This is a genomic window from Exiguobacterium sp. ZWU0009 (genome assembly GCF_000798935.2).
GTDB classification, from domain to species: domain Bacteria; phylum Bacillota; class Bacilli; order Exiguobacteriales; family Exiguobacteriaceae; genus Exiguobacterium_A; species Exiguobacterium_A acetylicum.
The window spans coordinates 2731355-2743090 of record NZ_CP018057.1 but is presented as its reverse complement, the minus strand read 5'-3'; the positions used below and the strand labels follow the sequence as shown (position 1 = coordinate 2743090).

The following is an 11736-nucleotide window of genomic DNA, read 5'->3' as shown; positions in this document are numbered from 1 at the left end:
CCACCATGAACAAGGCAGTCAAACACATCGTAGATACGACAGCAGCCCAAACCGGTGCACTTCCCATTGCCAACCGTTCGATTGCCGTCGTCGGACTCGGATACGTTGGACTTCCCGTCGCCGTCGCCTTTGGCGAAAAAACAGACGTCGTCGGCTTTGACATCAAGGAACAACGCGTTCAAGAACTGCAAGAAGGCATCGACGCAACACTCGAACTGAGTCCGTTCACGTTGAAGAATGCAACGGTCGACTACGTCTCGGATCCTTCTGCTCTCCAAGCAAGCGACTTCATCATCATCGCTGTTCCAACACCAATCAATGCGCAGAATCAACCAGACTTAACGCCACTCTTACGGGCGTCCCATCTCGTCGGTCGCCAGCTCAATAAAGGCGACATCGTCGTCTACGAGTCGACGGTCTACCCAGGGGCGACGGAAGAAGATTGTATCCCGGTTCTTGAAGAAGCATCTGGCTTACGCGCTGGCGTCGACTTCTTCGTCGGCTACTCCCCGGAGCGGATCAACCCGGGCGACCACGAGCACACATTCAAGACAATCAAAAAAATCGTCTCTGCTCAGGATGAACAGACACTCGACGTCGTCGCAGAAGTCTACGAAGCGGTCGTCGAAGCTGGTGTCCACCGTGCTTCATCGATCAAGGTCGCGGAAGCGGCAAAAATCATCGAGAACACACAACGTGATCTCAACATCGCCTTGATGAACGAACTAGCAATCATCTTTGACCGGATGGACATTGATACGCTCGAAGTTCTCGAAGCAGCCGGAACGAAATGGAACTTCCTTCCGTTCCGTCCAGGTCTTGTCGGTGGTCACTGTATCGGCGTCGATCCATTCTATCTAACGATGAAAGCGGAGTCGCTCGGCTATCATCCGGAAGTCATCCTCGCTGGTCGCCGGATCAACGATACGATGGGACGCTTCATCGCAACGGCGCTCGTCAAGAACTTGATTAAACAAAATATGCCGGTCCTCGGCGCTCGCGTCACGATCCTCGGCTTATCATTCAAGGAGAACGTCAGCGATATCCGTAACTCGAAAGTCGCGAACCTCGTCCGTGAAATCGAAGAGTTCGGAATCGACGTCCAGGTGACGGACCGACTCGTCGAAAAAAGTGAGGCGAAACGCGAGTACGGCATCGACTTACTCGAAATGAGCGAACTCAAACCAGCCGACGTCGTCATCTTCGCTGTCTCACACGAAGAATATGTCGAAGGTGGTTGGAATTTAGCACAACATCTACTCAAAGTCGGACGCGGCATCGTCGTCGACATCAAAGGGATGTTGCCACGGTCAGAACAGCCAGAGGGGGTCCACGTATGGCGCCTCTAAAAATCCTTCAAGTCTGTGCCCTTGATACGACGGCAGAGACGATGTTGCAGCCGCTCTTACTTGCTTTGCAAAACGCTGGGCACGAGGTCGGTATCGCCTGTGCCGACACCGGTGCCTCGGCAAAACTCGCAGCCAAAGGATTCCGGATGCATGACATTCCGATCGAGCGCCGGATCGACTGGACGAGTAACTGGCGGACAATCCGAGAAATCACGCGAATCTTGAAGGAGGACGGCTACGACGCTGTCCATGTCCACACACCGGTCGCCGCCGCTCTCGGACGCGTTGCCGCGAAACGGGCCGGAACGAAGCATATCGTCTATACGGCACACGGCTTTTACTTCCACGAGAAGATGGGGCGGATGACGTATCAGCTGACATACTCCGTCGAAAAGTGGCTAGCACGTTTCGCAACCGACTACCTGCTCCTCCAAAGCGAGGAAGATTATCAACTCGCTCAGCGCAAACGCTTCAAAGCGAACACGCGCCTGATGCACCTTGGAAATGGCATCGACTTAACGCGCTTCTATCCACGACCACGTGAAGCCGGAGCACCGTTTACCTTCCTATTCATCGGTCGAATCGTCGAAGAGAAGGGGATTCTCGAACTGCTCGATGCGTTCGAGGATGTCGTCTATCGTCATCCGGAAGCCCGTCTCGTCATCGCCGGTGAGATGATGGCGAGTGAGCGCGATCAAACGACGAAACACTTATTCTTACGGCGGATCCGCGAGATTCCAAACGTCGATTACCTCGGATTCGTCGAAGATGTTCCCGCCTTGTTCCAACAAGTCGATGCCTTCGTCTTACCGTCACATCGCGAAGGCGTACCACGATCAATCATCGAAGCGATGGCGAGTGCTAAACCGGTCATCGCAACAAACATCCGCGGCTGCCGCGAAGAGGTCGTCGAGGGGAAAACGGGTTATCTCGTTGAAGTCCGCGACGTCACAAAGCTCGCTAAACGGATGAACACACTCGTCGAACATCCAGACCGTGCCAACGAGATGGGACGGAACGGATTTGACCGTGCTATGAAACATTTCAACGAAGCCGACGTCATCAAACGACAACTTGATCTCTTTTCAGCTATGTAAAAGGAGGACGTCATCATGAAACGCACATTCGACTTCACGGTTAGCCTCATCGCCATCCTGATCCTACTTCCTGTTTATGCCGTCGTCGCCTTAGTCATCTATACGAAACTCGGACGACCGATTTTCTTCAATCAAGTCCGCCCTGGCTATAAGGGGGAGCTGTTCAAAATCTATAAGTTCCGTACGATGACGAACGAAACAGATGCCGACGGACAACTCCTTCCGGATGCAGACCGGATTCCAGCATCGCTCGAGTGGATTCGTCGCTTAAGTCTTGATGAGATTCCGCAGTTCGTTAACATCCTCCGCGGACAGATGAGTTTTGTCGGACCGCGTCCCTTACTCGTCAGTTATCTCAATCACTATACGAAGGAGCAGATGACACGGCACGACGTCTTGCCTGGTCTGACAGGCTGGGCGCAGATTCACGGTCGCAACGCAACGACGTGGCAGCAACGCCTCGAACAAGATCAATGGTATGCGGCAAACCATACGTTCCGACTCGATCTCTATATCCTGTTCAAGACGTTCAAAATGGTCATCTCATCAGAAGGAAACTCGACGGCTCACCAGACTAGTATGGGTGAGTTCAAGGGTCTCGACGGAGGTGTTCCCCATGATGTCGCTAAGCGATGAACGCTTGATTCGGGATCCACGGGAATGGGACGCGCTCGTCGCGAGCTATCAGCTCGATTGTTACTACGAACATGCTTACTTCGAACTCGCAAAAGAGCACGATGAGATTCCTGAATTATTTTATTATCCAACAGAGTTCGGAACGTTGATCTATCCGTACTTGCGGCGTCCGATTCCAGGCACACTCTTTGAAGACATCACGACGCCGTACGGCTACGGTGGTCCTTATTTCACAGGTATCTGGTCACTCGATCAGATTCGCGAAGCCCGCGCGCGATTCGAACAATACTGTCACGAGACCGGGATCGTCACCGAGACGGTTCGTTTCCACCCCTTGCTACACAACCAGGAACTCGGTCAACACTGGTGCCATCAAACGGATATCTTGCAGCCGACCGTGACACTCGAGCTGACGGATCCATTCGAGACGATCGAAAGTGGATTCTCGCAAATGACGCGACGCAATATCCGGAAGGCACGTCGCGAAGGGGTCACGATTCGCCTCGGGCGTCCGGAAGAGTACTCGGACTTCGCCCGTCTCTACCAGATGACGATGGATAAACATCAAGCCGATGCGCGGTATTACTTTGATCAGACCTACTTTGATCACTTCGCCGACGGACGGATTAAAAATGTCCTGTTGCTTGCCGAACAAGAGGGACGAATCATCGCTGGTTGCATCGTCTTAACGGGTCGCCAGTTCGCACATTATCACCTCGGTGCTTCAGATCCTGCCTACTTGTCGCTTCGACCGAATCACCTATTATTCGCGGAGATGATTCGCTGGGCAAAACAAGCTGGTCTGCAAGCGTTACATCTCGGTGGCGGAACGACACGATCCGATGAGGATAGCTTACTCGCCTACAAACGGTCTTTTGGCGAAGCGAATCGAACATTTTTCGGACTCGGGACATCGATTCTTGATACAACGATTTATGACCGGCTCGCACGACAAATCAAACGACAACATCCGGAAGTCGAGACGGGGAATTGGTTTCCGGTCTACCGGACGCCACTCCGTCAGCTGTCACCTCGAAGGGAGGAAACATCATGAAACACATCCCGCTCTCCATCCCGCACTTAAGTGGCCAAGAAGCACGTTACGTCACGGAAGCACTCGAGACGAACTGGGTCGCACCGCTCGGACCGAACGTCGACGCCTTTGAGCGAGATATGCGTGCCTACACAGGGGCTGGTGCAGCACTTGCAACGAGTAGCGGAACGGCGGCGATCCACTTGGCACTCGCGACGCTTGGTGTCACGACGGGGGATGACGTCTTCTGTCAGTCCTTGACGTTCATCGCTTCGACGAATCCGATTCGCTACGTTGGTGCTAGTCCCGTCCTGATTGATTCGGAAGAGGAAACATGGAACATGTCACCCATTGCACTCCGACGCGCGTTGATCCAGGCAGCAACGCGAGGAAAACTTCCGAAAGCGGTCATCGTCGTCCATCTCTACGGTGTCGCAGCGCAAATCGAGGAGATCGCCGCCCTCTGTGAAGAGTACGATGTCCCGTTGATTGAAGACGCAGCAGAGTCACTTGGAACACGCGTCAACGGGCGGATGACAGGAACGTTCGGGACGTTCGGGATCTATTCATTCAATGGCAACAAAATCATCACGACGTCAGGTGGTGGGATGCTCGTCGCAAATGATCCAGCCTTGATCGAACGCGCCTTCTATCTCGGGACACAGGCGCGACAACCGGTCCTCCATTACGAGCATACGGAAGTCGGCTACAATTACCGGATGAGCAACGTCGCTGCTGGGATCGGACGCGGACAACTTGAAGTCCTCGATCAACGCGTCGATGCGCGGCGGAAAATCTTTGATCGTTACGATCGTGCCTTTGCACCGGACGGCGTCACGTCGCAAGTCGAGCAGACCGGAACATTCGCCAACCGCTGGCTCAGTGCTTTTCTCTTACCTGGTGGTCAAGCGCAACGTGATGCAATGATTCGGACGTTGCAACAAGCAAACGCAGAATCCCGCCCGGTCTGGAAACCGATGCACTTACAGCCCGTCTATCGCGATGTACCATTCGTCACAGCAGAAGGGGATGATATCAGCCGTCGCCTGTTTGAAGACGGGATCTGCCTCCCGTCTGCTTCACAAATGACGTTCACTGAACAAGCCGTCGTCATCCGAAACGTTCGTCATGCCTTGCAGACGACCGTACGCCGGAACGTCCAGTCATGAATATATGGGAAGGGGACATCGTCATGCGCGATATGGAGGAAGCGATCCTCGCACTCCGTCTCGCTGCGAACGGGAAGAATGAATTGACGGCCAATACCTATTTCCGCTGGCAACTGAACACCACTCATCCAAGCGTCGCGGAAATCTTGATGCTGTTTGGATCGTGGCAGATTGCCTTGGAACGAGCTGGCATCGGACAAGCCCGCTTGACGTTCACGAAATCGGAAATCATTGACGCTTTGCGTCAGGCACGGGAGGAACTCGATCCTTTCACGAGCGCGACGTACCGCGAATGGGCACAACAGAAGCAAGCACCAAGCCTGACGGATATCGTCCATCAATTCAACTCGTGGCAGCAGGCATTGTCAGAAGCAGATATCTTGAAGGAACGCGTACAGGAAATGGAACAACGGATCATCGAGTCACTACTTGAAGCGCAAGGTGCCTTGCCGGTCTTGACGAGCCAGACCTACACGAAGTGGGCGGCTGGTCAAAATCGTCCGACCGTCGCAACGATTGCCCGCCGGTACGGCTCTTGGTCGAACGCCCTGGAAATCATCGGGATCGAATTTCCCCGTAAACGCTGGCGGGAAGAAGAGGTACTCGACGTACTTGCTGCAGCCGCGCAAGAAACGGAAAATCTGACGATCGCAAGTTATCAACGGTTCAGTATCGGACGCGATGCACCGAGCATCGGTGTCATCACTGCCTTGTTCGGTAGCTGGCGCAATGCCTTACTCGTACTTGAAGCACAACGGCCGTCCTGAATTCAAATCGAAGAAAAGGAGAATGGGTGATGAAGAAATGGAAATGGATCATACTGACACTGACGGGGATTTGCCTGCTCCTTCTCTTCGGTTCAGGCGGATATGTCTATCATAAAGCGAGTCAAACACTTCAAGAGGTTCAAGTGCCGGTCAAGGCGAGCGTCGAGACAGAGAAGGCCGTCGAACAGAAAAAAGGACTCTCGTTTCTCTTGCTCGGCGTCGATCAACGGAAAAATGAGACAGGACGTAGTGACACGATCATCGTCGTGACGATTGACCCGAATACGAATAAGAGCCAGATGATCAGTATCCCACGTGATTTGAAGACAGAAATCATCGGTAATGGGTCGAATGATAAGATCAATCACGCGTATGCGTTTGGTGGTCCACAGATGTCACTCGATACGGTTAGTCATCTGCTCGATATCCGGATTGACTATTTTGCAGAGATCAATCTAGACGGCTTTACGGATCTCGTCAACGCCGTCGATGGGGTCACCGTCGAGAACGATATCGATTTTTCATACTATGAGATGCAGTTCCCTAAAGGAGAACTTTCACTGAACGGGAAGGAAGCGCTCGCTTATGCGCGAATGCGCTATGATGATCCACGCGGAGATTTTGGACGACAAATCCGTCAACGGCAAGTCGTTCAGGCGGTTGCTGATAAGATGACGGAGGACTTCTCGATTCGTCGCTTCAATGCCGTCCTTGAAGCACTCGGGAAAAACGTTAAGACAAACGTACCGTTTTCCGTTGCTCGGACCGTCGCGACGGATTACCGGGATGCTTTACGAAATGTCGAGACCTTATCACTTGATGGGAAAGGTGGCATCGAATCGGACGGAATCTACTATTGGCATCCGACGGATAAGTCGTTGAAAGAAGTTCAAACTCAGCTGCAGGAAGCATTGGAATGATATGAGGGAAGAACGAGCGTACGCTTTGTTCGCCTCGCATCGTTTTCCTGGGACAAGCATCGTGCCGCTTCGCTGCGCTGCAGGGTCATTTTCCCTAGGAAGCGATGTCGAGCGAACAAACTCCTCCTCTGTTCTTTTGACGCGTACTACAAATTGAACAAAAAAGATGTCCATCTCCGATTCAAAACCGAAAATGGACATCTTTTTTGATGAATTGATTAGCGTGTCACGACGAGCGGATCGTCCGAAGCATCGAGAATTTCATCATCGTATAGAGGAAATAAACAACAGTCAGAATGGCAGCACCGCTCCATAACCACTGGTATGCCGAACTGAAGTAGCCGAACCGAAGACCAATTAGTGCCGGTACGATCAACGTCAACCAGCTCAAGACGAGGGCAACGCGGGCAGTGATTGCATCAATCGGGCGATTCATTCCCATTCCGAGGAAGAACAGGCTCCAGAGCAGTGCCCAGAACAACCAGGTCACACCACCGATGATGTCATTCGTCGTAAAGCTGACGAACGCATAAAACAAGGCGGCAATCGCGACGAACAAGGAAAACCAACCGACACCGCTCCCGTCGAGATTGAATAAGAACGTGATCCCGACGTACACATACGTAAAGGCAAACAGATAGATGCTCGCGTATCCGAACGTCAGGGCTGGATCACCTGCTGCACCGATGACGAGATAGGTCGCGATGAACGTCTGCAATAGACCAGTGATAAGGCTGAAGACACCCGCACTACGGAGATTGACTTTTCCGAACAAGGTCAAACTATTTAAAAAGAGCGCGACGCCCCCAAATAACAAACTGACATTTCCCACGTAAAACTCTCCTTCATTAAGACGTCAGACGTCTGATTCTAAACTTAACTCTAAGATGAATTCGTTTTCAGCGCAAGCATAATTTTAGAGGCGAAACGAAAAACAACCTGACTCCCGGAAAGGGAATCAGGTTGTTGATTAAAAGATCATTGGTTCAAGACAGAACGGAGTGTCGTCTCGGTTTGAGACAACGATCCTTTCAGTGTGACAAGACCATATCGCGTCGAGCCTTTTTTGATGAAGAAGACACGTGTGTAACCAGATTCCGGTGTGTAACCGGTCTTGCTCGCATAAACACGCGTATCACCTGGAAGTGACGTGTTCGTGTGATACCACGTCAATGTCCGTGCGTACGGTCCTTTGACAGTCGTCTGGTATGATTTTCGTCCACTGATCGTCATGAGCGCGCTGTACTTCGCATATGTATTCGCGAGTTTTTGCATATCAGCAGCCGTCGTGTAATGACTTGGATGATAGAAGCCATGTGGGTTCATGAAATGGCTCGCACTCATCCCGATTGAACGGGCGCGACTGTTCATGTACGAGACGAACTTCGATTCAGAACCTGCTGTCCGGACAGCGATCGCTTTTGCTGCATCATTACCAGAGCGGATCAGCATCCCGTTCAACAGTTGACGCATCGTGACTTTATCGCCAGCCCGGAAGCCAGCGACACTGCTACCTGCCGGAACGGATAACATCGAAGACGTCAGAGTGAACGTTTGATCGAGCGTACCTTTACGTGCTGCTTCATCATACGCGACGATTCCCGTCAACAGTTTCGTCGTACTCGCTGGGTAACGACGGACGAAGCTTTCCTTCGTCAATTGATAACTTGACGATCCAAGCTTGAAATACCGCATCGATGCAACCGGATAACTGCCACTCGATGGTTTAGGGCTGCTCGTCGTCACTTTTCGGGCAACTTGGCTAGAGACGTAATAATAATTGACTTTCCCTTTGACCTTATACCAACCGTTCGAGTACGAGACTGCATTGAACTTCGAATTGTAGGATGCGAGTCGTTTGATATTTTTTGATGAGGCCGTGCTTGGTGATGTCCGGACGTTCGCTCCAGCTTTCGAGTAGACGACGATTTTGTACGTCTTCACGGAACTACTCGTTACTTTTTTAGCGACTTGGTTCGATAGATAACGATATGTACCTCCGTCCTTGATCTTATACCAGCCATTCGTATACGAGACGGCTGTGAATTTTGCCTTGTACGCGGCACGTCGGACGATTGTCGCAGACGAGGCTGTACTCGGCTTTGAGCGGATGTTCGCCCCAATCGTCGAAGTGACGACGACTTGGTAACTGGCTGCCTTTGCAGGTATGGCAGGAAGACATAAAGCGAACAATAATAAGAGCGTAAGACTAGTACGGAGCAAGCGCTTCATAAAAACTCATTCCCTCCTTGTTCAAATATGGTTTTATCATAAAACAAAAAAAGGAAATTCACTTCTTTTCAAAAAAAGGAATTCGAATCCTGTAACGAGCTGATTTCCATCTTTTCGTGTCAATTGACGTATCATAGGGAATGTAAGCAACAGAGGAAAAGGAGGAGTTCACATGAAATTAGCAGTCATTGGTCTAGGGGACATCGCACAAAAAGCCTACTTACCCGTCTATGCCGAACGATCCGATATCGAGGTGTATCTGATCTCGCGAGATGAAGAGAAAGCAAAACGATTGCAAGCGGCCTATCGCTTTGCAGGAACATACGCGACGTTTGCTGACGCCGTACAGGAGGGAATCGATGCGGTCATGATTCATTCAGCGACGATCGTCCATGCGGAGCAAGCAAGGCAAGCGCTAGAAGCAGGAATCGCCGTCTACGTTGATAAGCCGGTCTCGATGGAAATCGAAGAGATTCGTGAACTGACACGTCTGTCAGAGGAGAAACAGTTACCGTTCATCACGGGATTCAATCGACGCTTCGCTTCAGCGCATCAGCGCTTGCTTGAGGTGAACGATCCAAATCTCGTCCTCATGCAAAAGAATCGAACGTCGTTCATCGAAGACGCTAAGCCGTTTCTGTTCGACGACTTCATCCATGTCGCAGATACGCTTCGTTTCTTGACAGGATGCGGTGAGATTGAAGACCTACACGTCAAGAGTAAGCAGGACGCAAGCGGTCTACATCACGTGACGATTCAATTCGTCTCAAACGGAATCACGGCAATCGGTGTCATGAACCGCAATAACGGCATCACGGAAGAACGCGTCGAAATGATGGGACCGGAAGAAAAACGAATCGCAACGGACGTGACGACACTCGATCAATTGACGAAACAAGGCACGCTTCGATATCCGCTCGATAACTGGGAAGCGACATTAAAGCGCCGTGGATTCGTCGGTATGCTGGACGCGTTTCTTCGGACGGTCAAAGGGGAACCGTCCGAATCGGTCGTAGCTTCTGACAGCCTCGCGACACATGAATTATGCCAACAGGTGTATGAGCACGTCCAAGCTGCGCGCTGAGTAAGAATCGTAAAAAATGCCGCTTTACTCGAGGGTATTCTCTCAGAGTGAAGCGGCATTTTAGCTATTACTTCTTTGATAGTTGTTTGAGTTGATAGATCCGCTTACCGCCGGGTCCTTCGAACGTCACGCGGAGTGTCGAACGGACGAAACGGTAACTGACTTGTCCTCCGGATAAACTGACACGAGCAGAGAAATCCGGTTCAAAACGAATGATTTCTTCGTCGTTTCGGAGTGCGTCGGGGAGACCGAACTGATCAAAGCGAAGTGTCGCGATCAAGGTATCTTGCTCATCAAAAGAGACATCGATGCGCCCGGTTCCATCGAACGGCTCGTCTTCGAGCGTGCTTCGTTCAACTTCATATGTTCCTTCAAACTGTTTGACTTGTTGCAACGTCTCTCTTGCACTGAGGGCAATGGCTTCTGCTCGTTTTCGGACAGGATGATCGGTTGCGAGTTGAAGACGTTCGATCGCCTCCGCGGTTTTTAAGACATCACGCAGTTGATAGCCAGCAAGCTGTCGCTCAAGCTGAACCATCAGTCGAGCAGCCGGTTCATCGATGTCTTGTTTCGATTGTTCAACGGCGCGGGTGTAGGTTTGCTGTTCGAGCTGTTCTTGAATCTTGGATGTTTCGGGCGAACACGCCATCAGGAGACAAAGGGGCAGACAGAGGAGTACACGTTTCATGAGTTCACCTCCGTCCGGTTGACATCAATGATTTGGAGATGATCCGTATGCACTTTCAAACGATAATGGACACGGTAGGTCACGGGTCTCGACCCTTTTGCCGTCTCGATTTGATACGTTTCCTGTGTACGTAAACGATACGTAGCACCCTTTGACGTGAATTTTTGGAATGTCACGGCAAGAACACTTGGAGCGACAGGGGCATCAACGGCATTCGTCAATCGCTCGAGATGGTCGAACTCGGATTCGAACACCTTCAAGGTCGTAAACTGGATCGCGGAAAATGTCTCGATGGAATCGTGTTTCTTCGAATACATCGCAAGCTCTGGGATCGTTCGTGTGTATTGGCGGACGAAACGAAGAACATCATAGGACGTCGGAGGCCGATCTTTCGAATACGTTTGATTGTAAGCCGTTTGTTCATCGGACCATTCAGAAAGAGCGAGTGCTTCGACGCTAGGCGTCTGACCGGCTTCCGGCGAAACGGGATCTTTTAACGAATACCACAGGAAACCGCCTCCTCCGACGAGAAAGAGCAAAAGACAGGTGCTGATGAACCAAGTCCGTGAAGAGGACGGAGCAGGTGGTTCAGCTGGTCGTTCTTTCTTGATGACAGGATGTTGGCAATGAGAACAAGTCGTATCGTGTTGACGAAGTGGTGTACCACATAACGAACAGCGTTCCATGAAATAAGACCTCCTGTGTATGTAAAATGAAATGTCAGATAAGGTAATGGTAATTTGAAATTAGTATCATCGTAA

Annotated in this window: 12 protein-coding genes; 8 read left to right on the top strand and 4 right to left on the bottom strand. The window is 51.3% G+C overall.

From position 1 onward, the window contains the following. Positions 1 to 5: 5 nt before the first annotated feature. The 7 genes from L985_RS14215 to L985_RS14185 are packed head-to-tail and all read left to right on the top strand — an operon-like array spanning position 6 to position 6971. Complete coding sequence (locus L985_RS14215) at positions 6 to 1349, top strand: nucleotide sugar dehydrogenase (RefSeq protein WP_047392907.1); 1344 nt, start codon at positions 6 to 8, stop codon at positions 1347 to 1349. Next, a complete protein-coding gene (locus L985_RS14210; protein ID WP_047392910.1) occupies positions 1337 to 2446 on the top strand; it encodes a glycosyltransferase family 4 protein in 1110 nt (369 codons plus the stop codon). The genes L985_RS14215 and L985_RS14210 overlap by 13 nt, the downstream gene beginning before the upstream one ends. Positions 2447 to 2461: 15 nt before the next feature. Beyond that, complete coding sequence (locus tag L985_RS14205; RefSeq protein WP_047392914.1) at positions 2462 to 3082, top strand: sugar transferase; 621 nt, start codon at positions 2462 to 2464, stop codon at positions 3080 to 3082. Continuing rightward, entirely contained in the window at positions 3063 to 4136 is a 1074-nt protein-coding gene (locus L985_RS14200) for a lipid II:glycine glycyltransferase FemX (RefSeq protein ID WP_047392918.1), read from the top strand. Before L985_RS14205 ends, L985_RS14200 begins: the two co-directional genes overlap by 20 nt. Then, the gene (locus L985_RS14195) at positions 4133 to 5284 is read left to right on the top strand and encodes an aminotransferase class I/II-fold pyridoxal phosphate-dependent enzyme (RefSeq protein ID WP_047392921.1); all 1152 of its coding nucleotides are present in this window, start codon (positions 4133 to 4135) and stop codon (positions 5282 to 5284) included. The genes L985_RS14200 and L985_RS14195 overlap by 4 nt, the downstream gene beginning before the upstream one ends. Continuing rightward, positions 5281 to 6051 (top strand): hypothetical protein, encoded by a 771-nt coding sequence (locus tag L985_RS14190; protein WP_235609838.1) that lies wholly within the window; start codon positions 5281 to 5283, stop codon positions 6049 to 6051. The genes L985_RS14195 and L985_RS14190 overlap by 4 nt, the downstream gene beginning before the upstream one ends. Positions 6052 to 6080: 29 nt before the next feature. Then, complete coding sequence (locus tag L985_RS14185; RefSeq protein WP_047392932.1) at positions 6081 to 6971, top strand: LCP family glycopolymer transferase; 891 nt, start codon at positions 6081 to 6083, stop codon at positions 6969 to 6971. A 226-nt stretch (positions 6972 to 7197) separates the two neighbouring features. Here the strand turns inward: L985_RS14185 and L985_RS14180 are convergent, their stop codons facing one another. Together L985_RS14180 and L985_RS14175 are read right to left on the bottom strand one after the other, a co-directional pair. Continuing rightward, positions 7198 to 7803, bottom strand: coding sequence for an AmiS/UreI family transporter (locus tag L985_RS14180; protein ID WP_047392938.1), 606 nt, complete (start codon positions 7801 to 7803; stop codon positions 7198 to 7200). Between the two features lie 146 nt (positions 7804 to 7949). Beyond that, positions 7950 to 9203 carry an SH3 domain-containing protein gene (locus L985_RS14175; RefSeq protein WP_047392943.1) on the bottom strand — a complete coding sequence of 418 codons (1254 nt, stop codon included), beginning with the start codon at positions 9201 to 9203 and terminating at the stop codon, positions 7950 to 7952. Positions 9204 to 9375: 172 nt separating this feature from the next. Between L985_RS14175 and L985_RS14170 the strand changes: the two genes are divergently transcribed. Next, complete coding sequence (locus L985_RS14170; protein ID WP_047392946.1) at positions 9376 to 10287, top strand: Gfo/Idh/MocA family protein; 912 nt, start codon at positions 9376 to 9378, stop codon at positions 10285 to 10287. A gap of 67 nt (positions 10288 to 10354) precedes the next feature. Here the strand turns inward: L985_RS14170 and L985_RS14165 are convergent, their stop codons facing one another. Together L985_RS14165 and L985_RS14160 are read right to left on the bottom strand one after the other, a co-directional pair. After that, on the bottom strand, positions 10355 to 10975 hold the full coding sequence (locus L985_RS14165; protein WP_047392949.1) for a hypothetical protein: 621 nt from the start codon (positions 10973 to 10975) through the stop codon (positions 10355 to 10357). Next, positions 10972 to 11661, bottom strand: a complete 690-nt coding sequence (locus L985_RS14160; protein WP_047392952.1) for a hypothetical protein — start codon at positions 11659 to 11661, stop codon at positions 10972 to 10974. The genes L985_RS14165 and L985_RS14160 overlap by 4 nt, the downstream gene beginning before the upstream one ends. Between the last annotated feature and the right edge of the window lie 75 nt (positions 11662 to 11736).

Bases quoted from the DNA above. Each gene is read 5' to 3' on its own strand.
- L985_RS14215 (WP_047392907.1), top strand. From the start codon at position 6: ATGAACAAGGCAGTCAAACACATCGTAGATACGACAGCAGCCCAAACC.
- L985_RS14210 (WP_047392910.1), top strand. From the start codon at position 1,337: ATGGCGCCTCTAAAAATCCTTCAAGTCTGTGCCCTTGATACGACGGCA.
- L985_RS14205 (WP_047392914.1), top strand. From the start codon at position 2,462: ATGAAACGCACATTCGACTTCACGGTTAGCCTCATCGCCATCCTGATC.
- L985_RS14200 (WP_047392918.1), top strand. From the start codon at position 3,063: ATGATGTCGCTAAGCGATGAACGCTTGATTCGGGATCCACGGGAATGG.
- L985_RS14195 (WP_047392921.1), top strand. From the start codon at position 4,133: ATGAAACACATCCCGCTCTCCATCCCGCACTTAAGTGGCCAAGAAGCA.
- L985_RS14190 (WP_235609838.1), top strand. From the start codon at position 5,281: ATGAATATATGGGAAGGGGACATCGTCATGCGCGATATGGAGGAAGCG.
- L985_RS14185 (WP_047392932.1), top strand. From the start codon at position 6,081: ATGAAGAAATGGAAATGGATCATACTGACACTGACGGGGATTTGCCTG.
- L985_RS14175 (WP_047392943.1), bottom strand. From the start codon at position 9,203: ATGAAGCGCTTGCTCCGTACTAGTCTTACGCTCTTATTATTGTTCGCT.
- L985_RS14170 (WP_047392946.1), top strand. From the start codon at position 9,376: ATGAAATTAGCAGTCATTGGTCTAGGGGACATCGCACAAAAAGCCTAC.
- L985_RS14165 (WP_047392949.1), bottom strand. From the start codon at position 10,975: ATGAAACGTGTACTCCTCTGTCTGCCCCTTTGTCTCCTGATGGCGTGT.
- L985_RS14160 (WP_047392952.1), bottom strand. From the start codon at position 11,661: ATGGAACGCTGTTCGTTATGTGGTACACCACTTCGTCAACACGATACG.